This is a genomic window from Olsenella sp. KH1P3 (assembly GCF_900167315.1).
GTDB lineage: Bacteria > Actinomycetota > Coriobacteriia > Coriobacteriales > Atopobiaceae > Olsenella_J > Olsenella_J umbonata_A.
Genome location: NZ_FUWQ01000003.1, coordinates 225566 through 248229, shown reverse-complemented (window position 1 = coordinate 248229; position 22664 = coordinate 225566). Strand labels below are relative to the sequence as shown.

Below are 22664 nucleotides of genomic sequence, written 5' to 3'. Positions count from 1 at the left end.
CACATTGCCCGACTACCTAAACTACCTGCGGTTTTGCCGTCAATCCAGGTATAATGGAAGGAGAGCGAGAGGAGATGGGGATGTCGGAGCCCAGGTTCAAGCCCTGCATGCAGGACCTACTACCGCAGCTCTGCAGCGGCCTGTGTCGCTGCATCAATCGAGCAGCAACGGAGGCAAGCCCACGAATACGCAGAGAAACATGGCTATGAGATCGTGAGGGAGTACCAAGACTCCCCATGCCTGTCTGGGCGCGATAGCTTTCACGGTCTGCAACAGATGCTTGCCGAGGTCTCGGAGATACGCCCCACCATCCTCATCGAATGGAGCGCGGATCGCATCTCACGTGACCCCTCGACGGTGGAGGTCACCAAGAAGTCCCTCCGTGACGCAGGATGCGGAGTCGAGTACATCGCTGGGGGCAGTCGAGAGGACACGCCCGAGGGCCGACTCATCGAGAGCTTTTTCGACGGCCTTGAGGGTGCTGCCTCGGCCCAATAGGGGCATGGAGGCCAGACTATGTCCAAGAAGAAGTTCATCCGTAACGACAACGATCTGGCAATCGCCTAATACCGCTACAGCAGCTCAGCGCAGAACGAGGCGAGCATCGAGCAGCAACGCGAGCAGGCGCACGCATACGCCGAGGCACACGGCTACACGATCATCAAGGAGTACGTGGATCCGGCGCGATCAGGACGAGACGAGAACCGTCCCGGGTTTCAGCTGATGCTCGACGAGGTGCCGAAGATCAAGCCAACCGTCCTCATTCTCTGGAAGACGGACCGCCTCGCCCGTGACCAAGCGATGGCAGCGATTGCCAAGCGCGCCATCCGCAACGCCGGCTGCGCGATCGAGTTCGTTGCGGAGACCACCCCTGACGACACCCCGGAAGGTAAGCTCATCGAGAGCTTTTTCGACTCACTTGCCGAATTCTATTCTGCGCAGCTGAGCGTCAACACGACCCGTGGCATGCGCTACAACGCGGAGGCGGCGAAGTTCAACGGCCACCGCGTCTTCGGTTATCGCAAGAGCGAGGACGGTCGTTACGAAATCAATCCCGACACAGCTCCCATAGTGAGACGGATCTTCAACATGTATGCCGACGAAAAGTCGATGTCCGAGATCATCGAGTACCTGGATGCCCAAGGCATCCGAAGCGTCAACGGAAACAGGATGACCATCAACAGCCTGCGTCACATACTGCACAATGACCGTTACCTCGGCATATATCGTTATGCCGACATAGAGATCCCCGGAGGAATGCCCCCGATTGTCGACCAGGTGCTGTTCGACATAGTTCAGCAGCGATTCAAGGAGAACCAGCGAAAGGGACCCCATTTCGCGAACGAGGCTGACGAATCGGACGTGCCGCGTTACTGGCTGACCGGCAAGTTGTATTGTGGGAAGTGTCGCGAGAGCATGCACGGTTTGTGCGGCACCGGCAAACATGGGGAGCGACATTACTATTACGCCTGCAAGAATCATCGTAAGCGCCGGTGCTCGAAGCGCAACGTGCGCAAGAGTCTCATCGAGGCGAGGGTCATCGAGATCCTGCGGAACATCCTTGCAGACACCGAGAACAGGGCAACCCTAGCAGTTGACATATCCAGCTACTATCGAGAGCATTACTTGGACACGCACTGCCTCGACGGCCTCAAAGGCGAGCTCTCCTCAGTGAACAAGGCGCTCAACAACCTCGTCAAGGCGATAGAGAAGGGGCTACCCTTTACCGATTCGATTGCGGACAGGCTTGCCGAACACGAGGAGCGTAAGCGCGCCCTCTCTGAAGCCATCGAGGCCGAGGAGGCGCGAGCCAGAGTCGCCCAAGACGAGGCGAGCATCAGGGCGTACTTCGAGAAGTACTCGAGCGCTGACTTCGATGACGAAGAGACTCGAGATTCCATCCTCAACTACTTCGTCGACAAGATATATCTCTATGATGACGGCCGCCTCGTCATCACGGGATGGTACTCGGACCTACACCACGAGTTGATGTTTGAGGATTTGTGCGGCGATGATGATGACTACGGTTTCGTCTACGACCAAAGCCTTGGCACAGGGTTCGCCTACCCCGCGGACGGGGGCACCAGCTTTTCAAGGAGCCGGGCTTGCGCTAGCTAACGCGCAGTCGCTCGGAGAACGAGCGGAGCAGGGTCTACGGACCCTGCTCCGCTTTTTTACAGACGCTCGCGTGCAGAGCCGCTGGAACCGTCGGCAGCATAGGCGCGGCGCAGGTCGCACGCAGGGGCAGCTCAGGTGCTATGATGGGCCCATGCGAGCCCAAGACCCACCGTCCACACGACAAGAAGGCGGTCGACCATGACGAAGGGCACCGAGGCCGGTCAGGCGGAAAGGCGCAATCGCACAATCGTCAGGACCAGCGTCGTCGGAATATTGGCGAACGTGTTTCTCGCCACCTTCAAGGCGGCCGTGGGACTCACCGCCAACTCAGTCGCCATCGTGATGGACGCAGTCAACAACCTGTCAGACGCAGCGAGCTCCGTCATCACCATCGTCGGCACGAAGCTCGCCGGAAGGGAACCGGACCAGAAGCACCCCTTTGGGTACGGGCGAGTCGAGTACCTGAGCGCCATGGTAATCTCGCTTCTGGTTCTGTATGCGGGCGTGACCGCGCTTGCCGAGTCCGTCAAGCGCATCCTCGTGCCCGAAGAGCCCGACTACGGCGCAACGTCACTGGTCATCATAGCCGTAGCCGTCGTGGTGAAGATTGTACTTGGCCGATACGTCAAGAGCGTCGGGGAGCGGGTCGGTTCCGGCTCGCTCGTCAACTCCGGCGAGGACGCCATGCTCGACTCCGCGATCTCCGCCTCGACTCTGGTGGCGGCAAGCGTGTTCCTGTTCTTCCACGTCTCGCTGGAGGCCTGGCTCGGCGCAATCATCGCGCTCGTAATCATAAAGTCAGGCCTCGAGATGCTGCAGGAGACGCTTTCCAGCATCCTTGGGCAGCGCGCGGACGCGGGGCTGGCACGCGAGATCAAGGCGACCGTCACCAGCTACCCCGAGGTCACCGGCGCCTACGATCTGGTGCTGCACGACTACGGCCCCAACGCCTACAACGGGTCCGTCCACATCGAGGTCCCTGACACACTTTCGGCAGACGAGCTGGACAAGCTGATTCGCGCGATCACGGTCGACGTCGCCCAGAGGCACAACGTCATTCTGACCGCCATCGGCGTCTACTCGGTCAACACGAAGGACCCGGAGGCGGTGGTGGCCAGAAAGAAAGTCGCCGAGATCGTACGCGACCACCCCGACGTCATCCAGATGCATGGCTTCTACCTAGACAAAGACGAGAAGACCCTGCGCTTCGACATCGTGGTCGACTTTGCCGCCAAGGACCGCAACCAGGTCTACAGGGACATTCACGAGAAGGCGCAACGGGAGTTTCCGGGATACTCGCTCCAGATCACGCTGGACACGGACTTCAGCTGATAGGACCCTACCGCAGAGCCGAGCAGATGGTAGGGGCAGTGGGGCTCGAACCCACAAGGCCGAAGCCGGCGGATTTTAAGTCCGCTGCGTTTGCCAATTTCGCCATACCCCCAAGGGCCCAAGCGCGACTTGCGTCGCAGGGTTGTTCTACCTTAGCACGACGAGCCCCGGCTTCCAGCCGAAGGGCGCCGGAACGCCCTCCACGGCGGCGGCCGCGCAGATGGCGAGGCCAAACAGAAGGTCGCTTTCGCTCACGGTCATGGCAGTCGCCCCCGTTGCCTCGAGCAGCGCAGATATGACCGCGATGCCGCCAAGTATGACGGGCGCGCGCTTGGATTGAATCCCCTTCAGCTTCGCGCGCTCCGGCACGCTCAGGGGCGCGAGGCGCTCCAGCAGGGCGTCGACGCTCCGGGTGGGAAGGCTCTTGAGGTGCACGAAGCGAGAGTCGTACGGGTCAAGCCCGGCATCAAGGGCGACGAGCGTGGTCGCCGTTCCGCCTGTCACCACCAGGGTGTCGGGAACGTCCACGTCGCCGCGCTCGGCCAGCGCGCGGGAGAACTCCTCACGTGCCCATTCGCGCGCGGCCGCGACAGTATCGGCCGGCGTCGGAGCCTTTGCCAGGTAGCGCTCGGTCGCGCGGCGTGCACCGACGTCAACCGAGCGGACCCAGGCGAGGCTGAGGCCGTAAGAGCCAGGAGCCTTCTCGTCTGCGGTCAGACGGCCGATGGCCAGCTCCGTCGACCCGCCTCCGCTGTCTGCCACGAGCAGGCTCTTCTGCCCAAAGTCCTGCGCGACGCCCAGGAACGTGAGCGAGCCCTCGATGGAGCCCGCGATAACCTCGGGCCTCAGGCCGCGCTTGGCAAGGTCGGTCAGCAGCTCGTCAGAATTGTGCGCGTCGCGGGCGGCAGAGGTCAGTGTGCAGCAGGCGACAGGCGCGCCCGCCTGGAAGGCCATGCTCAGGTAGCTGTCCACGCACCGCACGACGCGGCTGCGCGCGGCGTCGCTGATGCGACCCGATGCGTCGAGCCCCTCTCCTAGATTGCAGATGGTTGACTGCTTGAGCATGCGCTGCACGCGACCGCCCTCGACGTCGGCCACGGCAAGGCGAGCGGTCACCGTCCCAATGTCGATGCAGGCGACGCGCGTCATTCGTATACCTCCGTGGGGTCGTAGCCAAAGACGAAGTCGAGGACCTTGGTCTTCTGGTCGCGCTTGTCCTGATAGCTGACCTTCTGGGTCGGATCAAGCTCGTCGTCCTCGAGACCCTCGACCGTGGCGCTTGTCTCGCCCTCGTACACCCACCCGCGCTCGCGGGCAGCGTCCTCCACGCCCTCGCGCGACTGGAGGCGCGAGACGTCGTCCTGCAGCGCATCGTTGCGCTGGCCCTCTAGGGTTAGGAGCGTTTGCAGGTCCTCGTTCTTGCGCGTGCTGACGTAGGCGTCGCGAGCGGGACCGTACAGTGACGCGGCGACGAGCAGCACGACGCCCAGCACGATAAAGGGAATGCGATGTCCGCGCACGAAGGAGGCGGCGGAAGTCACCACCTCGCGCGGGCTGCGGCGAGACTTCGACGCCTCATGGCCGTGCGCTTCTCCCCTTCCGCGCGAGGCGGCGTCGGCCTCGCGCGAGACGCGGTCAACGCGGCGGGAGCGGACCGAGTCATGCGGCACGTGGGTGTCTGGACGTGCCGCACGGCGATGGCCATGGGCGCGCTCGCGCGAATCGCCGCGCGGAGTCGGTGACTGTCTCATGGGGCGTCCCTCCGTACGAAGCATCATGCCTTGACGGGACGCAGGCACAAGCGCGCCCGCGTTTCTATCGTAATGGTTAGTCATGTCGCCGTTTCTTCGTTTGAGCCGTGTTTCTGGCGAGCGTGAGACGCTCTCTAGTCCTAGTTATAGCAGAGCCCCGCGACGACCTTGGGTCGTCGCGGGGCAATAAGCGTCAAACCTCCCCCAGGGAGTGCCATCTTGATGGACCGTCGCAAGACCAGCTAGGCCCGCCTCTCGCGGAGCTTCGCCTCACGCCACAGGCCGTTGAGCCCCTCGGTCGAAAGGTCGCGAAGCTCGACACCGCGCTCCGCCGCCATGTCCTCCATAGCCGACCAGCGGCGGCGAAACTTGCGGTTGCTCGCCTCAAGAGCGGCCTCCGCGTCGATGCCCTCGCGCCGCGCCACGTTCACGAGCGAGAAGAGCATGTCGCCAAACTCCTCTGCCGCCTCCGGGCTGCCCGAGGCCTCCGCCTCGAACTCGCGACGCTCGCTCTGGAACTGATCCCACACGTCGGCAACCGTATCCCACTCGAACCCGACCTTTGCGGCACGCTTCGAGATCTTCTGGCACTGCATGAGCGCGGGGAGCGACGCGGGAACGGAGTCCAACAATCCGGCGGGACGGCCGGCGTCCCTGGCATCCTGTCGCTCGGCCTTCTTCACGTCATCCCAGATGTCGACCACTGCCGCCGCATCGGCCGCCTTGCCGCCCGTTCCGAAGACGTGGGGGTGGCGCCGAACCAGCTTCCGGTTGAGCTCGCGGCATACGTCGTCGACGTCGAAGTCGCCCTCGTCATCGGCTATCTGAGAGTGAAGGAGCACCTGCTCGAGCACGTCCCCAAGCTCTTCTCGAAGGTGGATCACGTCTCCTTGGGCGATGGCGTCAACCGCCTCGTAGGCCTCGCCAATGAGGTCGCGTTGGATGGACTCGTGCGTCTGGACCTTGTCCCACGGGCACCCGTCGCCCTGGCGCAGGCGCCAGATGGTCCTCACCAGGCGGTCGAACTCGGGGTGCATCTGGGGAGACCCATCTCGCTCCAGGCTCTCGGCGTCGACCCGCTCGACCGCCTCAATCAAGGCGTCGTCCCTCTCGTCCATATGGCTCCTCCTATGACAGGCTCAACTGGTAGCGTCCGCCCACGAAGGCATCGCGGCTGATGGCGATGGGAGCGCCCTGCCCGTCAAGATAATAGGTCTCGCTGTAGAGCATAGGGTCGCCGGCGGAGATTCCCAGCAGCGCCGCCTGCTCGGTCGTCGCGCGCACGGCGTTCACGTTCCATCGGCTGGTCGCCTTGGGGCGACGGCCGCAGAGCCCCTCGATCGCGTCGAAGATCGACCCGTCCTCGAGGTCTGCGTTCAGAAGGGGCGCGCCCCACTCGTAGGGAACGACAACGCTCTCGTCCGCGACGGGCAAACCGTCTGCGCTGCGCGTGCGCCTGACCAGTACCATGAGCGCATCGTCGGCCAAGTCGAAGAAGTCGAGCTCATCATGGCGCGCGGGGACAATCTGGCGCTCGACTATATGCGCGCCGGGCACCGCGTTTATCTGTGCGCAGAGTTGCGAGAAGCTGCTTGTGTCGCTCGTGCGCAAAAGCTTGCTGTTCAGGCGGCGCGACTCCACGAAGGTTCCCCTTCCCTGCATCTTCGTAAGGTAGCCGTCGGAGCAGAGATCCTCGATGGCTCGACGCACGGTGATGCGGCTGACCTCATACCGATCGCTCAGCTCGGACTCCGAGGGAATCTTGTCGCCCTGGACATAGGTGCCATCTTTGATGGCCGCCCGGAGGTCATCGTAGATCTTCTGATATAGAGGGATGGTCGATGCCATGCTCATTACCCCCTCCTCGGCGAGAAGGACCAACGTCCGACGCCGTTACCGTCACTGACAATAGGTCATATACATACTACATGTTACTGCCGTGCCGTCGGCAAGCTCTTTGCGAGGTCCACGACATCGATGAGCTCGTCGACAACCACGTCGGCGCGAGACTGGTCCAACGCCACCCCCGCAGGCGGGCGCAAGGCGCACACCAGCGCGCCAGAGGCCTTGCCCGCCTCGATCCCGATGGGCGAGTCCTCGACCACGAGCGACTCGGAGGGAACGACCCCCAAATGCTCCATCGCGCGCAGGTAGATCTCGGGCGAGGGCTTGAAAGCCGAACAGTCGTGGCCGCTGATCGCAAGGTCGACCGCATCTGCCAGGTCAAGCTGCTCCAGGAAGTCGTCAATCAGGTCTCGGCTCGACGACGAGCAGATCGCAATCCTGATGCCGTTGCGGCGCAGCCGCCACATGGTGCACCTGACGAACGGGTTCGCCACCTTGCGCCAGGGAGTCGGGTGCTCCGCCGAATACTCCCGATAGCCCCGGTGGAGAAGCTCGCGCCGTCGCGGGTCGTCAGGAACCAGCTCTTTCCAGATGGCCTCGTCGTTGGACCCGGAGAAGTCGGGAGGAGCGTCTAGGTCAAAGCCGTGCCGTATGAGGTAGTTTGCACGCCTCTGGTTGTAGAACTGCTCGGTAAACGCCAGCACGCCGTCCATATCGAATAAGACCGCCCTTGCCATTTCCACCTCCAAAGAAAGAGCGGGCCGCAGCTTGACTGCGACCCGCCAGCCACGGACTCTTTGCAGCCGCGCTAGTACTCGAGCTTCCACATGTAGCGACGGACAGTCAGGGGGTGTTGACGCGCCTCCGCAATCTGCTCGGCAAAGACGCGCATGACGGCCGTGTGGACGAACGGGTTGAAGTAAGTGGCGACCTTGGAGCCCACGACACCGGACAGCCCATAGTCCTTGGCGTCGATGAGGGCAACCTTGGCGCCGAACCTCTGCATGAACGTGAGGGCGCGGGCGTCCATGGCACGCGTGGCCCCGTCCGCCATGAACAGCAGGTAGGGCTTGTCCTTCTCCGTCAGCTCAAAGGGACCGTGGAAGTACTCGCCAGTGTGGTAGGAACCGGAATCGAGCCACTGCATCTCGGAGAAGAGGAACATCGAGGTTGAGTAGGCGACCTTGGCGCTGGCGCCAGAGCCCAGCACGTAGATGCCAGTGTCGTCCTTGAAGCTCTGGGCAAACTCGTAGGCGGCCTTTGCGGATTGGCGCGCAGCGCTCTCGCAAAGCTCATAGATCTTGCCGAGGCCGTCAATCATGGGCTCGTAGAGGTCAGTGCCCTCGACCTGCCGCAGGATCTCGACGGCAAGTGCGACGGCATAGCCCATCTTCTCGACCTTTGCGGCGTAGTTCGCCTCGAATCCGTGAACGATGACGTGGTCGGCGCCCTCGGTCAGAGCCGAGCCCGCGACGTGCGTGATGGCGGTGACGGGCGCACCGAGCGCCTTGGCCGTCTTGTTCGCAGCAACGGTCTCGGGGGTGGAGCCGCCAAGCGAGCAGGTGATCACGAAGGTGCTCGGTCCAACCCAGGCAGGCGTGTCATAGTTGAACTCGTTGGCCGTGAAGAGCTGGACGTTGAGAGTCTTGGTGTTGTTGGCCAGGAAGTACTTCGCGGGGTAGAGCTCGGACATCGATGCGCCGCAGCCGACAAAGGCGACCGAGTCGATGCCGTGATTGGACAAAACGTCCGCGACAATCTGCTTGGGCTGGTTGAGGTCGATTTCGTACATGATGCACTTCTCCTTTTGGAACTATTCTTCGAGTCCGCCCTTCGGACCCGATGACGACAAGGCGGCCGAGCGCGCTACGCGAGGACTCCCAACGCGGAGAGCGCGACGCCTCCGATGATTGCGATCAGCAGAAGGGGGCCGCTCTTGACGTTCTTCTTGATGAGGCAGTAGAAGGCCATCGTCAGCGCGAGGGAAATCATCTGTGGCATGATGCTGTCGAGGACGTCCTGCAGGACGAGGGCCCCGTCGGCGAAGGTCGCGGGCGTCGTCGCGCCGATGAGCGTCGCGATCATGCTGCCCACTGCCATGAGGCCGACGATGCCACAGGCGTACATGACCTTCTCCATGGCTCCGCCCTGGAGCCTATCGAGGTACTTCGCGCCGCCCTCGTAGCCAAGCTTTGCGGCGAACCAGGTGACGAGCACCGACGGGACGATGGAGAGGACCATCGCAAGCACCGGGCCGAGGAACGAGCCTTGCTGTGCAAGCGACACGCCCAAGCCGAACGCGATGACGCGGATGGTGCCCTGGAAGAACGAGTCACCGATTCCGGAAAGGGGGCCCATGAGCGCCGTCTTCATCGCGTTGATGCCGTCAGGGTCAATGGCGCTGGGGTCCCTTGCGTACTCCTCCTCCATCGAGGCGGAGAGGCCCAGCACGAAGGCGCTCGTCTGCGGCGTGCAGTTATAGAAGGCCATGTGGCGTTTGTAGGCCTCCTTCTTGCGCGCCATCTGCTCCGAGTCGCTGTCGGCATCCGGGTAGCAGCGGTCGATCGTCGGCGCGATGCCGTAGAGGAAGCCCATGTTCATCTGTCGCTCGTAGTTCCAGGAGTCCTGAATCGCCCAGGAGCGCCAGAAGAACTGGCCGAGCTTCTTGCCCTCGGAAACCTCGGTGATCGCATCCTGAGAAGTCTTGATGTCAGTCATGTCTAGTCCTTCCTACTCGTCGTCTTCGAGCGGATCGTAGTCAGGGTCAGCTGGCGCCGTCGCCACACGGGCGTCGCCGTCGTGATACTTAACGCCCAGCAAAACGACAGCCAGGCACACCGCAATGAGGGAAACCGCGGTGACGGAGAGCTCGAGGTACGAGGAAAGCAGGAAGCCCAGGAACAGAAAGGCGGCCATCTTTTTGTTGAGCATGAGACTGAGGAGAAGGGCAAGGCCATATGCCGTGAGAAGCATGGCAGAGACGTTCAGCCCCGTGGACAGCCACTCGGGAATGAGGTTGACGACGGCCTGCACGGCGTCGGTCCCCAGGAGGACGGCAAAGAAGACAGGCAGGAAGTACATGAGCGAGTAGAGGATGGTTCCCACGACGATGTGCATGTTGGTCGCGGTCTTGAACTTACCCTGCGCGATGGCCGCATCGGCACGATGCGTGAGCACGGCGATGACGGACCTGAAAACGATGCCGAGCAACTGCCCCAACACCGCAATGGGAATGGCGATGGTCATGGCGGTCTCGACGCTTGCGTCGGTAAGGCAGGCGAAGGCAGCAGCCACAATGCCACCCAGGACCATGTCGGGTGGGACGGCAGCTCCGACGGAGACGAGGCCCATGCTGACGAGCTCCGTCGCTGCGCCGACGGCGAGGCCCGTGCCAGGATCGCCTAGGGCGAAGCCCACGAGGGTGGCGCCGACGAGCGGCTGCTCGAAGTTCATGCGGCCGAGCAGGCGCGAGTCGAGCATGCAGAACACTGCAACAAGTCCAACAAGAATCGCGCTGACGAGCGAGTTCATATAGCTCTCCTTTCACTGTTTCCAACAATCAAGCCCCCGCCGAATCGAAAGACGGCACCACATCGATGCGGTGCAGGGGTCTGTACCGCTTACAGGCTTTCGAGTTCGACGCGCTTGTAGGTGGGCGTCTGCTGGACGAAGATCTTGGTTCCCAGGCCCAGAAGCTCCTTGGTGTCCGCCTGCTCGGAGGCGTCGAGGAATACCGAGCCGTCCTTTCCGCCGTACTGGACGGCGCCATCCTTGTTGGCCGTCGCGCCATAGTTGACCTCGGGAAAGGCATGGCGCTCGGAGAACTCCAGCAGCTCATGGGTGTTCCCGAAGATGAACATGACCTTCTCGCCCAGCATCTCGAGCTTCTTCATCTTGGAGAGGGCGCATTCGACGTCGAACACGTTGAGTCGGACGTTAGCCGGCTTCGCGAGCTTGAGGGCACGCTTCTTCACCTCGTCGTGCGCCGAGGCCCCGTCGACGACGATGATGTGGTTGGCCCCGGTCTTGCCCACCCACGAGAAGACGACCTGCCCGTGGAGGAGGCGATAGTCAAGTCGAACGAGCGCAATCTGGGAGCGCTTGCCCGTGGTCGGGACGGGAGCGGCAGGGGTCGTCGTTGGGACGGGCTCGCAAGCGTCGCCGGGGCTCGTGCAGTCGACAATCGCCGAGCGGGCGTCAGCCAGCGTCGCCCTCAGCTTCCCGGCAGAAAGCGGCTTGGAGCTCAAGACGAGCGCGAGAACGAGCGGCATGTTCATTCCCGCGATGACCGTCAGCCCGGAACGCGTCGCCGCATACTCCACCATCGCGTTGTTGACGCTCGAGCCCAGCATGTCCGTAAGGACGTAGACCGTATCGCCCTGGTCAAAGGTGGCTATGAGTCGCTTGACCTTTGCGGTGATCGGCTCCCTATCGTCACGCTCGAGCGTGACGGCATGGGCATTGGAGACCTCGCCCACGACCATGCGCACGGTGTCGAGCGCACCCTCTGCCAAGCCACCGTGCGACGCAAGGATGATCTGGTTCATGTATTACAACCTCCATATTCTTAGACAGTCCTAACGCCTCGGTCATCATATATGACTTATATATATCGTAATACACGTATATAACGTTTTATAACAAGCGGTAACCATCTGAAGACGAGCGGTTAATAGTCGCCCGGGGGCGGGCACGCCGCAATAGTCGGATGGGGACGGCCCGAACGCGACGTGCCCTGGAGGGGCGTACCTAGTATTCGACCTTCCACATGTAGCGGCGGGTCATGTAGTCCTTCGAGGTCGCCTTGGAAAGCGCCCTCATGTACACGTTGTTCAGGATGGGCGAGAAGAGAATGTGGTTGAAGTACTCCGAGACGGAGTCGGGAAGGTCGTTCAGACCAATCTCCTTGCCGTCCAGAACGTAGACGTTGCATCCGCCATAGCGCTCAAGGAACGCCAGTGCACGCTCGTCGGCCTTGCGACAGCGGCCCACGCTCATGAGCAGGAACACCGGCTTCGACTTGTCGAGCACCTCGAAGGGACCGTGGAAGAACTCGCAGCAGTTGATAGTGGGCGAGTCTATCTGCAGCATCTCCTCGATATTGCAGATCGAGAAAATGTAGGCCGAACCGTAGGCGGGGCCAGAACCCATGACATAGATGGTCTTCTCGCCCGCCATCTGTTCGGCCCAACAATGCGCCAGGGGGCGCGCGTATGCGACGGCCTTGCGATACACCGCATCGACGACGTCGAAGGCCGCCATCGCCGTCTCGTACTCCGCATAACCCTCGAGCTGATTGACCAGCGCCATCGCGATTTGGAGCGCAATGCTGGAGTTCACGCGCTCAACGCGGGACTCGTCCAGCGCAATGGACTCGTAGGCAATCTTTTGGTCGCAGACTGCCGTCAGGTCGGACTGCTCGACATACAGTGCGATGGTCGCCGCGCCAAGCTCCTTTGCGGTCCTGGCCGCCTCGCAGGTCTCCTTGGTGCCTCTCATCGAGCAGATGACCGCAAGAGTGTGCTCGTCAACGTAGGCCGGAGGGGCCAGGACGAACTCGTTGCTCGTAAATGTCGACGAGAAGATCGCCTTCGACTCGCGCTCCATGAAGTAGTTGGCCGCATGGAAGCCGCCAAACGAGCCACCTGCAGCAACCCAGACAACATGTGTGATGTCATGAGACTCGAGTACGCGTCCGACAATTGCTGAGACCTCTTGCTGAATAGACACTCCCATCACTCCCATCACTCCCCTTTCGGATTCAGTCATTAGCCGACTGTGGTTCTGAGCATCATATTATCATAGTCGTTATAGACGTTTCATACTAATTTTAATCGTCCTTTTTCGCCTGGAGTCAGAAGCTCCTGTCAAACAGGGGACGGGGGCAAGGGCACCTTTGCCCTCGCCCCCGCCTACGCGAAAGTCAATCTATATAGCCAAAGGGTCGTACGCCCAGTCAGACGCCCCTACTCCTCGCCCTCGTCGTCGCCGCCGACCTCCTCGAGGACGCCCAGCGCTGCGGGAAGGAGCTCCTCCTTGCCCGTGCGGAACGGATAGTTCATCTTCTTGGTCTTGGGGTAGATGATCGCCCTGCGCTCCTTGAGCTTGAGTGCGGTGTCACGCGGGACCTCGATGTTGGCATACGTCAGGCGACCGTTTGCGAGCGACACCGACGTCACGCCCATGCGCTGGGCGCGGATGCGTATGCGCGCGCGGTCGAAGAGATTCTTACCCGCAAGCGGCAGTGCTCCGTACTTCTCTTCCAGCTCAGCCTGGAGCGCGTCGACGTCCGACAGCTCCGTCGCGGCGGCCAGTTTGCGATACGCCAAGACGCGCTTGTCTACGTCGGGCAGGTACTCGTCGGCCAGATAGAAGTCGGCCGGCAGGTTAATCGTAACCTCGGGCAGCTCGACCTCGCCGGTCTCACCGCGGGCCTCGCTCACGGCCTGGCCCAGCATCTGCGTGAAGAGGTCAAAGCCGACGCTCGAGAGATTGCCGTGCTGCTCCGCGCCGACCAGCGAGCCGGCACCGCGAATCTCGAGGTCACGCATGGCGATGCGCATGCCGCTGCCCAGGTCCTGGTTCTCGTTGATCGCGATCAGGCGGTCGGTCGCCTCTTCGGTCAGGGGAATCTCGCCCGGGAACATGAAGTAGGCGTATGCCTGGGTGCGCCCACGGCCGACGCGGCCTTTGAGCTGATACAGCTGGGCCAGGCCCAGGCGCTGGGCATCCTCGATGATGAGCGTGTTGGTGTGCGGGTTGTCGATGCCACTCTCGATGATGGTCGTCGCAACCAGGACGTCGATCTCGTGCTCCTGGAACTGGAGCATGACGTCCTCAACCTGCGCCGCGCTCATCTTTCCGTGGGCCACGCCGACGCGCGCCTCTGGCGCGGCCTCCTGCACTCGGTCGACGGCGTCCTGGATGGTAGTCACGCGGTTGCTCACGTAATACACCTGGCCCTCGCGCGACAGCTCGGTACGGATGGCGGTGGACACCACGTCGGGATCCCACTCGCCCACTGTCACCTTGACGGGCAAGCGCCCGGGCGGCGGAGTCAGGATGAGGCTCATGTCGCGCACACCGCTCATGGCCATCTGCATGGTGCGCGGGATGGGCGTGGCGGAGAGCGTCAGCACGTCAACCTGCTCGCGCATGTTCTTGAGCTGCTCCTTGTGCTGGACGCCGAAGCGCTGCTCCTCGTCGATGATGACGAGACCCAAATCATGCGGGTTTACGTCGGCAGACAGCAAGCGATGCGTGCCGATGAGCACGTCGACGTCACCCGAGGCAAAGCCTTCGAGCGCCTTGCGCTGCTGGGCCGGCGTGACGAAGCGTGAGAGCACCTTGACCGTCAGGTCAAAGGGCGTGAAGCGCGAGAAGAACGTCTCGTAATGCTGCTGGGCAAGAATGGTCGTGGGACAGAGCACCATGACCTGCTTGCAGTCCTGGCAGCACTTGAAGGCGGCACGCAGCGCAACCTCGGTCTTGCCAAAGCCGACGTCCCCGCACAGAAGGCGGTCCATGGGCTTGGAGGACTCCATGTCGGCCTTGATGTCCGCGATGGCCCCCTCCTGATCCGGGGTGACGGTGTACGGGAAGCTCGCCTCCATGTCCAGCTGGGCCGGGGTATCGAGGGCAAAGGCATGGCCGCTGACGGCGGAGCGCCTCGTGTAGAGGTCAACGAGGTCGAATGCGAGCTTCTTGGCAGACTTTCTGGCCTTGCCCGTAGCACGCGACCAGTCGGCGGTGTTCAGGCGAGTCAGGCGCGGGCTCGACCCGTCGGGGCCAACATAGCGCGTGATTCGGTCGACCTGCTCGAGCGGCACGAACAGCTTGTCGCCGCCCGCGTACTCAAGCAGGAAGTAGTCCCTCTGACGCCCGCCGACCTCCTGGCGTACGATCTGCGAGAACAGGGCGATGCCATGCGTCGCGTGCACGACGTAGTCGCCCGGCTTGAAGGGGAAAGTCACGCTGGTGGGATCGATCTTGCGCACACGGTGCTTGTGCTTCGCCATTCGCGCAGTCAGGTCCGAGACCGAAAACACCCCAAGGTGCGCCGAGGGGATCACGATGCCTGCGGGCACGGGAGCGTCGAAGAACGTCACCATGCCCCGGTCCAGGGGAACGGGAGTGCGGTTGGCCTCGGCGTCGGTCACGGGCTGTCGGTTCTCGACCGCCGCGGCAAGCGACTCCTTGATGGGAATGTTCTCGTCGGTGAAGGTAAGCTCAAGCGCTTCGCGGGCACCGCGATCGGGAACGGCAAACACCACCGAATCGTTCACGTTCACCAGTTGGCGCATTCTTCCCAGTAGCTTGCTGTCGGAGCCGGCAACGGCAGGCTGGCGAACCTCGATCTGCGCGGTCGTCGAGGACCCCGTGCGCTGGAGTGACGAGAAGGACAGGCGCTGCTGCTTGCCAAAGTCGAGCTCCCGAGGACTGGTAAACAGCCCTTCGGGGCGCACGTGATTGTTGCGCGCCATGGCCTGGATCTCGTCCGTAGCACGCATGCAGTCGTCAAACAGCGAGCGCGGCTCCGAGAGGACCACCAGGGCGTCCTTCGAGATGTGGTCAACGGGACTGGCGGAAGACCCGTAGAGCTCGACCAGGTACTTCTCGAGCGTGGGGTCGTCGGCCTGGGCCTCGATGAGCTCGAGGTCGGCAGCCACCTTCGAGTTATCCTGCGCGCGGTTGTAGAGCGCCTTGCGCGCGTTGGCCACCGTCTCAGAAGTCAGCGCGAGCTCGCGGCAGGGCAGAATGGTGACCGACTGTAGCTCACCGATGGTCTGCCCCGTCGAGGGCAGCATGCGACGAACACGGTCGACCTCGTCGCCAAAGAATTCGATGCGCACAGGCGCCGTCGCCTGGGCGGAAAACACGTCCACGGCGTCGCCGTGCGCGCAGAACGCGCCGGGTTCGTCGACCTCGCCGGCGCCGCCACGGTCGCTATAGCCCATGTTCACCAGGATGCGCGGGAGGTCGTCGGGTTCCATCTGGTCGCCCACGGCCACCGAGCAGGAGTCATAGTAGCCCGAGCCCACGGGTGGGACGCAACGGAGAAGGGCACGCGCACTCGAGACCACCAGGCACTTCTCGCCCGCGGCAAGACGCGACATGGCGTGGACGCGCGCGCCGACGACCGCGTCGTCGGCCTTGGTCGCGGACCAGGGCCAGTCGCGACGCTCGGGGTAGCGACATACGACGTCCATGCCTAGCCATGCCGCAAGGGCGCGGGCCGTGCGGTCAGCCGCCTCTTCTCCGGCGACGATGTAGAGACAGGCCCTGGGGTCTTCCGCCCAAAGGGAGGCGAGCATGAGGGGCCGCGCGCTCTGAGCAATGCCCAGGGTCGCATCAGCGCCCGCACTCAGCTCGGCACGAAGCGGCTTGAGCTCCGGGGCGGACAGGAGCTGCTTGGAAACACGATTAATAAACATGGCCCCATTGTACAGGCGTGGCCCCACCCCTCTGAGGCAGACGAGGCCACGCCTCTAATTGACCATGCTCGCGCGAGTGGCGGCCGCTATAGATCGCGATAGGTGATCAGCCTAAGATCGTCCTGCGACTCGAGCCACTCCCCAATCTCAGGGTCGATGAGTGCGTCAACGTCCTTGGTCCTGTTGGCGGCCAGCCTGACCCACGCCACGGGCAAGCGCGACCGCCTGCCGGCCCTTTCCGTCCTCGCGCAGCGCCGCGTTGTTGTTGGTCCTCCTAATCGCCCGCACTTCGCCACCTGCCGCTCTCCCGCGCCAGTTCGTCCAGCATGTTAGTCGAAGCCGCCACGTCGTCATAGTCGGCACGCCAGCTCCAGTTGCCCTCGGCGACGCCGGGCACGTTCATGCGCGCCTCGTCGCCCAGCATGAGAACGTCCTGCAGCGCGAGCATCACGACGTCCGCTTCAGAGGCAAGGCAGCTGCGCGCAATCTTGGTCGCAAGGTCACGGGCTAGAAGGGCGGTCTCTCCATCGTCGGAGAAGAGGCCGAAGCGCTCGCGCGCCCACCCCAGCAGGGTTTGGGTGTCATGCGTAGAGGTGTAGACCAGCTTGTCAGGCTTGGGCTCATAGCCCTCGCGGACGTCGCCGTCGAAGAACTGGACAACGTCCATGCCGGGGAAGCCCGTCGTCGAGACGAGGGCGCGGACCGCCGGCGTAATGGTGCCCAAGTCCTCCGCGATGACCGGAAGAGGGCCGAACTTCTTGTACGCGCGCTGGAACAGATCGAGGCCGGGACCGAAGAACCAGGCCCCCTCCTTTGCGCTCGCGCCACCCGGAATCCTGTAGTACGACGAGAAGCCCAGGAAGTGGTCAAGGCGCACGTAGTCGTACAGCGAGAACGCACGCTCGAGGCGGCGCATCCACCACTGGTAGCCCGTCTCCTTCATGTGGCGCCAGTTGTAGGTGGGATTGCCCCACAGCTGCCCCTCCTGCGCGAAGGAGTCGGGCGGGCATCCCGCCACCTCGGCGGGATAGCCGTTCTGGTCAAGATAGAACAGCTCTGGATGCGCCCAGACGTCCGCCGAATCGGCCGAGACGTACATGGGCATGTCGCCGATGATCTTGACGCCGCGCTCGCGCGCGTACCCGCGCATCTCGTTCCACTGCTGCATGAACATGTACTGGAGCTCGACCTCGCGATTCACGGCATGAGAAAGCTCGGGGTCCCGCGCCAGCGCCGAGTCGTAGGTTCGGTACTCCTCTGGCCATTCCTGCCAGGGCTTTTCACCCAGCTTGCTCTTAATGGAGCGAAACACGGCGTAGGGAATGAGCCAGTCCTCGTTGTCCTCGACGAAGCGTCGGAGCTCTGGCGTTCCCTCGAACTTGGTGGAGAGGGTCGCATTGCCTTGCTCTAGACCCCACATGAGGTCCGTGTTGCCCGCAAAGGCGGAAAGGCCGGCATAGGGCGACCCGTACTCGTCCGTTGGGTTGACGGGCAGCATCTGCCAGTACGTCTGCCCGCCGCGATACAGGTAGTCAATGAACTTTCGCGCCGGCTCGCCCAGGGTACCGGGCTTTCCAGGGTTGTCCAGGTTGGGAATCGAGGTGATGTGCGCCAGCACGCCCATGCCACGCTGCATGGGGGCCTGCAGACGCTCCGGCTCGTGAAAGTAGAGCACCGAGGTGCCGAGCGGCCACAGGAATACTTCGACCTCGCCGTCCGCCACGCGGGGCGGCCTGCCGGAAACGATGTCGTCCACCCGCGTGGTAACCTGGGGTACGCGCACGTTGTACTGGTTCGCGAGGCTTGCGTTCGCGAGCACGCACACCTTGACGTCGCCCTTGCGGCGCCAGAAGCCAAACACATCGTCGTTGATGCTGAAGGGTTCGAAGTCACCGTCAACGAACACGGGTAGTGACTTCCTGACCGCGATGGCGTTACGGTAGGTCGCCAGACAGTCACGGTTCTCGTGGCCCCAGGGGAAGCTCGCGCGGCAATACGGATCGGCATAGCCCTCGAGCCCGGCCTCATCGCCATAGTAGACGCAGGGCACGCCCGGCATGGTCATCTGGATCAGGGCAGCAACCCATAGCCTGCTGATTGCGAGCCCACGGTGGCTGTCGTCCAGACGGTAATGGTAGCACTGCTCGTCGGTCATGTCCCCGGGCAGGGGCGCTCCACCCAGAACCGTGAACAGGCGCATCCGGTCGTGGCTGCCCAAAAGGTTAAGCTCGCTGTAGAAGGCCTCAGGCGGATAGTTCTCGTACAGAGACTCAAGCTCCTCGGCAAGGTCGGCGGCGGTACTCCGGTTGGTCAGGAAGAACTCCAAGGCATGGCGCAGGGGGTAGTTCATCGTGCCGTCAAGCTCACGCCCCAGGAAGTATTCCCTAAGCTTGCCATACGCTCGCTTGTTGCTCGCGTCCTCCCAGACCTCTCCGATTACGACCGCATCGCTTTTCTCGGCCAGTGCCGACGCCTTGATGTCGACGATGAACTCGTCGGTGAGCTCGTCAGCCACATCTAGACGCCAGCCGCGCGCGCCCAAGCGCAGCCACTTGCGCACAACGCCATCGCGCGCACATATGAGGTCTTGGAACTCGGGGCTGTCCTCGTTGGTCTCAGGCAGATCGTCCACGCCCCACCAGCTGGCATAGCTCCCGTCATCGCGGAAGTGGAACCAACTGCGATAGGGCGAGTGCTCGTTGCCCATGGCGCCGATGCCGCCGTAGTTGCCATACTTGTCGAAGTAGAGCGAGTCCGAGCCCACGTGGTTGAAGACGCCGTCGAGGATAATCGATATGCCGTGCCTGGCCGCCTCGTCGCACAGGCGGCTGAAGGCCTTTTCGTCGCCAAGCATAGGGTCGATCCGAAGGTAGTCGGCCGTGTCGTAGCGGTGGTTGGACGCCGCCTCGAAGATGGGGTTCAGGTAGACGGCAGTCACGCCCAGGCTCTCAAGGTATGGGAGCTTCTGGCGCACGCCGTCCAGCGAGCCTCCGTAGAAGTCCCATGCGGCGATGCGGCCCTCGGCCGTGCGCTCGTAGTGTGGATAGGTCGCCCAGTCGTCCACAAGGCGGCGCGCAGGACCCTTGCGCGGCTTCTCGAGCGCAGTCCGTGCACGGTCTTCCCAGTTGTCATCGCGAGCAAACCTGTCGGGAAATACCTGGTAGACAATGCCGTTCTTGTACCACTCCGGAAGGACCTCTCGCGTGTGCTCGTAAACGGTCAGCTGGAACGAAGGCGGCTCCCCAAAGGCAAACTCGCCCTCGCCGCACGAATGGTCCGCAGCGGCACCATAGCGCCAGACCGAACCGTCCGACGCGATGATCTGGAAGCTGTACCACACGATCTCGGGCTTCGAGGGAGAGAAGCTCGCCTCAAAGCGCATGGGCGTATCGGGACCTGCATCTTCCCCCTGCCCGACGAACGCCATGTCGAGCAGTTCCTCGCCCCTACCATCAACCCAAAGACGCAGCTTGACCTGCACGTTCGGGTCATCCCAGACGTCGATGCGAATCAAAACGGCGCCGCCCACCTGGACGGCGCCAAAAGGATCCCTGTACTGACGGTCTGAGGTAACGTGCTTTGCTCTCACGTCGCACCTCTTTGTCCTATCGAGCGAGCTCCGGGTGAAGCCCGTAGTACATGTCCAGGTAGTCGTCGGCCGCACGACTCCAGCTGAAGTCGGTCTCCATGGCCTGCTTCTGAATCCTCTTCCAGGCTTTCTTGTCAGTCCAGAAGACCTCGCAGGCATCCAGGAGGACGTTGGCCATCTCGTCGGCATTCATGTTCGCGAAGCGGAAGCCCGTGCCCTCGCCGGTGTACTGGTTGTACGGGATGACGCTGTCCTGCAGGCCACCCGTCTCACGAACGACCGGAAGGGTACCGTAGCGCATTGCAATCATCTGCGACAGGCCGCACGGTTCGAACTCGGACGGCATCAGCAGGATGTCGCCGCCCGCATACATGCGATGCGAAAGCGCGTTGTCGAAGGCGATCTTCGCGCACATCTGGTCGCCGTATGCCCAGTCGAAGTACTTGAAGGCGTCCTCCTGGTCCTTGTCGCCCGTGCCCAGAACGGCAATCTGGACGCCACGCTCCATCAGGCGGTTCATTGCGTAGCGAACCAGGCCAAGTCCCTTCTGGTTGGTCAGGCGGCCAATCATGACGACCAGGGGCTTCTCGGCATCAACAGCCAGGCCGAGCTCCCTCTGGAGGGCCTCCTTGCACTTGGCCTTGTTCTTCATCTTCCCCGGCTCGTAGTTGGCTTCGATCATCGAATCGGTCGCAGGATTCCACGCGTCGACATCGATGCCGTTGAGAATGCCGCGCAGGCTCGAGCTCCTACGACGGAAGATACCGTCCATTCCCTCGCCGTAGAAGGGCATCTGCAACTCGCTGGCATAGCTCGGGCTGACGGTCGAGATGGCGTCCGAATAGAGAAGGGCACCCTGCATGTAGTTGACGGACGTCGCGTCACAGTACAGCTGCCCGGCAGCCGTCGGGTTGTCCGCAAGGCCCAAGATGTCGTTGAGGACCTTATCGCCGAACTGTCCCTGGAATTTCACGTTGTGCACGGTAAAGATGGTCTTCACGTTGCGGCATGCCGCGGAGCCCTGGTAGAACTCGCGCAGGAACACCGGAGCCATGGCGCACTGCCAGTCGTTGCATTCCAGCACGTCCACCTGAAGCTCAGGCAGATACTGGATTGCCTCGCAGATTGCCTTCGAAAAGAACGCGTAGCGTTCACCGTCATCGAAGTAGCCGTATACGCCGTCGCGCTTGAAGTATCCCTCGTTGTCGACAAAGTAGAAGTTGACGCCTTGGTAGGTGAGCTTCTCGATTCCACAGTAGACGCTCCTCCAGGCGAGGGGAACGTAGAACTCTGCAACGTGCTTCATCTGCTCCTGGTACTCCTGAGGGATGATGGAGTACTTGGGCATGATCACCGAGACGTCCGCCCCCTCATGGTTGAGCGCACGGGGGAGCGAGCCCGCAACGTCGCCCAAGCCACCCGTCTTCACGAACGGGACGGCCTCGGCCGAAGCGAAGAGTACTTTGATCTTTCTGCCTTGGACTGCCATAGTTCTATCCCTACTCCGTAGGCTTCTCCTTGACGTACGGGGCCTCAGACGTGCCCTTGATCTCGGTGCCGGCAGGCACCTCGTTGTTGCGGTCAACGATGGCGTTCTCGACACGGGCGCCGCTCCTCACGATGCAGGATTGCATCACAATGGAGTTGTTCACGACGGCACCCGGCTCGATCACGACGCCACGACCAAGGATGGAGTTGGTGACGGTGCCGTAGATGCGGCAGCTACCGGAGATGCGGGAGTTGGCGACGTGCGAGCCAAGCTCGAACTTCGCGGGGGCGTTGTCGTGATTCTTGGTCCTGATCGCGCGACCCTCGGGAAAAACCTTGGAAGCGACCGCCGGATCGAGCAGGTCCATGTTGGACTTGAAATAGGTGTCCTTGTTGAAGATGCCCTCGGCGTAGCCGTCGAAGTCGCAGGTCCTGACATCGACGCGATCGTAGTCGGCGGCCATGGCCTCGAACAGGTCGAGGTAGTCGGTCTGCTGGTACCAATCGAGCAGCTGGAGCAGGAACTCGCGGCCCATGACGAAGCAGTCGAGGAAGCCCGTGTCGCCAGGCTCCACACCGTGTTTCACGCCCTTCACGCGGTCGCCCTCGCACGTAAAGCCCGTGATGTCGACGTCCTTGCGCGTAGCCTGCTGCGTGAGGACCGTAATGTCGGCACCGGTTGCACGATGAGCGGCGATCAGGTCGTCGTAGTCCATGTTGTAGACGAAGTTCGCAGACGAAAGCAGCACCAGGTCACAGGTACCGCGCTCAAGGAAGACCCTGTTGTGCTCAAGGTCGCGCAGGAGGAAGCGCGAACCCGTACGCGAGGTTCCGAATGCGGAGCCGGGCAGGATGAACAGGCCGCCCTGCTTGCGGCTCAGGTCCCAGTCACGACCAGAGCCAATGTGGTCGATGAGCGAGCGGTAGTTGTACGGCATGACCATCCCGATGGTATGAATGCCGCAGTTCACCATATTCGAGAGTGCAAGGTCGACAAGGCGATAGCGTCCCATGAACGGCACAGATGCCGCGGGACGTGACTCGGAGAGTGCGCTCGGATACTTAGTGGAATAGTTGGCAGTGATGATCCCCAGGAGCTTATCCATG

General features: G+C 62.5%; 17 protein-coding genes, 1 tRNA gene and 2 pseudogenes. 4 read left to right on the top strand and 16 right to left on the bottom strand.

Translation table 11 applies throughout. From position 1 onward, the window contains the following. Positions 1-129: 129 nt before the first annotated feature. The 4 genes and pseudogenes from B5D13_RS05770 to B5D13_RS05760 all read left to right on the top strand — a co-directional run. Positions 130-498, top strand: a pseudogene (locus B5D13_RS05770) (recombinase family protein); the annotation flags it as partial. A gap of 81 nt (positions 499-579) precedes the next feature. Then, positions 580-975 (top strand): annotated as a pseudogene (locus B5D13_RS08835) (recombinase family protein); the annotation flags it as partial. Then, on the top strand, positions 967-2118 hold the full coding sequence (locus B5D13_RS05765) for a recombinase family protein (RefSeq protein WP_255375265.1): 1152 nt from the start codon (positions 967-969) through the stop codon (positions 2116-2118). The pseudogene B5D13_RS08835 and the gene B5D13_RS05765, both read left to right, overlap by 9 nt. Before the next feature lie 198 nt (positions 2119-2316). Next, positions 2317-3450 carry a cation diffusion facilitator family transporter gene (locus B5D13_RS05760; RefSeq protein WP_078687366.1) on the top strand — a complete coding sequence of 378 codons (1134 nt, stop codon included), beginning with the start codon at positions 2317-2319 and terminating at the stop codon, positions 3448-3450. Between the two features lie 27 nt (positions 3451-3477). Here the strand turns inward: B5D13_RS05760 and B5D13_RS05755 are convergent. The 16 genes from B5D13_RS05755 to glgD all read right to left on the bottom strand — a co-directional run bounded on the left by B5D13_RS05755 (position 3478) and on the right by glgD (position 22663). Further along, positions 3478-3562: transfer RNA gene (locus tag B5D13_RS05755), tRNA-Leu, on the bottom strand. Positions 3563-3597: 35 nt separating this feature from the next. Continuing rightward, the gene (locus B5D13_RS05750) at positions 3598-4599 is read right to left on the bottom strand and encodes a Ppx/GppA phosphatase family protein (RefSeq protein ID WP_078687365.1); all 1002 of its coding nucleotides are present in this window, start codon (positions 4597-4599) and stop codon (positions 3598-3600) included. Continuing rightward, positions 4596-5201: a hypothetical protein gene (locus B5D13_RS05745; RefSeq protein ID WP_090991439.1), complete on the bottom strand. Its 606-nt coding sequence runs from the start codon at positions 5199-5201 to the stop codon at positions 4596-4598. The genes B5D13_RS05750 and B5D13_RS05745 overlap by 4 nt, the downstream gene beginning before the upstream one ends. A gap of 242 nt (positions 5202-5443) precedes the next feature. Then, positions 5444-6319: a nucleoside triphosphate pyrophosphohydrolase gene (gene mazG / locus B5D13_RS05740; RefSeq protein WP_078687363.1), complete on the bottom strand. Its 876-nt coding sequence runs from the start codon at positions 6317-6319 to the stop codon at positions 5444-5446. 10 nt (positions 6320-6329) lie between these two features. After that, positions 6330-7055, bottom strand: a complete 726-nt coding sequence (locus B5D13_RS05735) for a GntR family transcriptional regulator (protein ID WP_078687362.1) — start codon at positions 7053-7055, stop codon at positions 6330-6332. Between the two features lie 77 nt (positions 7056-7132). Next, positions 7133-7783: an HAD family hydrolase gene (locus B5D13_RS05730; RefSeq protein ID WP_078687361.1), complete on the bottom strand. Its 651-nt coding sequence runs from the start codon at positions 7781-7783 to the stop codon at positions 7133-7135. A 71-nt stretch (positions 7784-7854) separates the two neighbouring features. Then, the gene (locus B5D13_RS05725) at positions 7855-8838 is read right to left on the bottom strand and encodes an SIS domain-containing protein (protein ID WP_078687360.1); all 984 of its coding nucleotides are present in this window, start codon (positions 8836-8838) and stop codon (positions 7855-7857) included. A 74-nt stretch (positions 8839-8912) separates the two neighbouring features. Then, positions 8913-9764, bottom strand: coding sequence for a PTS system mannose/fructose/sorbose family transporter subunit IID (locus B5D13_RS05720; protein ID WP_078687359.1), 852 nt, complete (start codon positions 9762-9764; stop codon positions 8913-8915). Positions 9765-9776: 12 nt separating this feature from the next. Continuing rightward, positions 9777-10577: a PTS mannose/fructose/sorbose/N-acetylgalactosamine transporter subunit IIC gene (locus B5D13_RS05715; protein ID WP_078687358.1), complete on the bottom strand. Its 801-nt coding sequence runs from the start codon at positions 10575-10577 to the stop codon at positions 9777-9779. 89 nt (positions 10578-10666) lie between these two features. Next, positions 10667-11593 carry a PTS sugar transporter subunit IIAB gene (locus B5D13_RS05710; protein WP_078687357.1) on the bottom strand — a complete coding sequence of 309 codons (927 nt, stop codon included), beginning with the start codon at positions 11591-11593 and terminating at the stop codon, positions 10667-10669. Between the two features lie 202 nt (positions 11594-11795). Continuing rightward, on the bottom strand, positions 11796-12782 hold the full coding sequence (locus B5D13_RS05705) for an SIS domain-containing protein (protein WP_234970720.1): 987 nt from the start codon (positions 12780-12782) through the stop codon (positions 11796-11798). Positions 12783-13012: 230 nt separating this feature from the next. Beyond that, positions 13013-16480, bottom strand: coding sequence for a transcription-repair coupling factor (gene mfd / locus B5D13_RS05700; RefSeq protein WP_078687356.1), 3468 nt, complete (start codon positions 16478-16480; stop codon positions 13013-13015). An 86-nt stretch (positions 16481-16566) separates the two neighbouring features. Then, positions 16567-16695 (bottom strand): hypothetical protein, encoded by a 129-nt coding sequence (locus B5D13_RS08830; RefSeq protein WP_255375263.1) that lies wholly within the window; start codon positions 16693-16695, stop codon positions 16567-16569. A 59-nt stretch (positions 16696-16754) separates the two neighbouring features. After that, the gene (locus tag B5D13_RS05695) at positions 16755-20069 is read right to left on the bottom strand and encodes a 4-alpha-glucanotransferase (protein WP_078687355.1); all 3315 of its coding nucleotides are present in this window, start codon (positions 20067-20069) and stop codon (positions 16755-16757) included. A gap of 16 nt (positions 20070-20085) precedes the next feature. Next, entirely contained in the window at positions 20086-21558 is a 1473-nt protein-coding gene (glgA, locus tag B5D13_RS05690; RefSeq protein WP_078687354.1) for a glycogen synthase GlgA, read from the bottom strand. 10 nt (positions 21559-21568) lie between these two features. Then, on the bottom strand, positions 21569-22663 hold the full coding sequence (gene glgD, locus B5D13_RS05685) for a glucose-1-phosphate adenylyltransferase subunit GlgD (protein WP_078687353.1): 1095 nt from the start codon (positions 22661-22663) through the stop codon (positions 21569-21571). Between the last annotated feature and the right edge of the window lies 1 nt (position 22664).

Coding starts and splice junctions, on each gene's coding strand:
- B5D13_RS05765 (WP_255375265.1), top strand. CDS start 967: ATGCGCTACAACGCGGAGGCGGCGAAGTTCAACGGCCACCGCGTCTTC.
- B5D13_RS05760 (WP_078687366.1), top strand. CDS start 2,317: ATGACGAAGGGCACCGAGGCCGGTCAGGCGGAAAGGCGCAATCGCACA.
- B5D13_RS05750 (WP_078687365.1), bottom strand. CDS start 4,599: ATGACGCGCGTCGCCTGCATCGACATTGGGACGGTGACCGCTCGCCTT.
- B5D13_RS05745 (WP_090991439.1), bottom strand. CDS start 5,201: ATGAGACAGTCACCGACTCCGCGCGGCGATTCGCGCGAGCGCGCCCAT.
- mazG (WP_078687363.1), bottom strand. CDS start 6,319: ATGGACGAGAGGGACGACGCCTTGATTGAGGCGGTCGAGCGGGTCGAC.
- B5D13_RS05735 (WP_078687362.1), bottom strand. CDS start 7,055: ATGAGCATGGCATCGACCATCCCTCTATATCAGAAGATCTACGATGAC.
- B5D13_RS05730 (WP_078687361.1), bottom strand. CDS start 7,783: ATGGCAAGGGCGGTCTTATTCGATATGGACGGCGTGCTGGCGTTTACC.
- B5D13_RS05725 (WP_078687360.1), bottom strand. CDS start 8,838: ATGTACGAAATCGACCTCAACCAGCCCAAGCAGATTGTCGCGGACGTT.
- B5D13_RS05720 (WP_078687359.1), bottom strand. CDS start 9,764: ATGACTGACATCAAGACTTCTCAGGATGCGATCACCGAGGTTTCCGAG.
- B5D13_RS05715 (WP_078687358.1), bottom strand. CDS start 10,577: ATGAACTCGCTCGTCAGCGCGATTCTTGTTGGACTTGTTGCAGTGTTC.
- B5D13_RS05710 (WP_078687357.1), bottom strand. CDS start 11,593: ATGAACCAGATCATCCTTGCGTCGCACGGTGGCTTGGCAGAGGGTGCG.
- B5D13_RS05705 (WP_234970720.1), bottom strand. CDS start 12,782: ATGGGAGTGTCTATTCAGCAAGAGGTCTCAGCAATTGTCGGACGCGTA.
- mfd (WP_078687356.1), bottom strand. CDS start 16,480: ATGTTTATTAATCGTGTTTCCAAGCAGCTCCTGTCCGCCCCGGAGCTC.
- glgA (WP_078687354.1), bottom strand. CDS start 21,558: ATGGCAGTCCAAGGCAGAAAGATCAAAGTACTCTTCGCTTCGGCCGAG.
- glgD (WP_078687353.1), bottom strand. CDS start 22,663: ATGGATAAGCTCCTGGGGATCATCACTGCCAACTATTCCACTAAGTAT.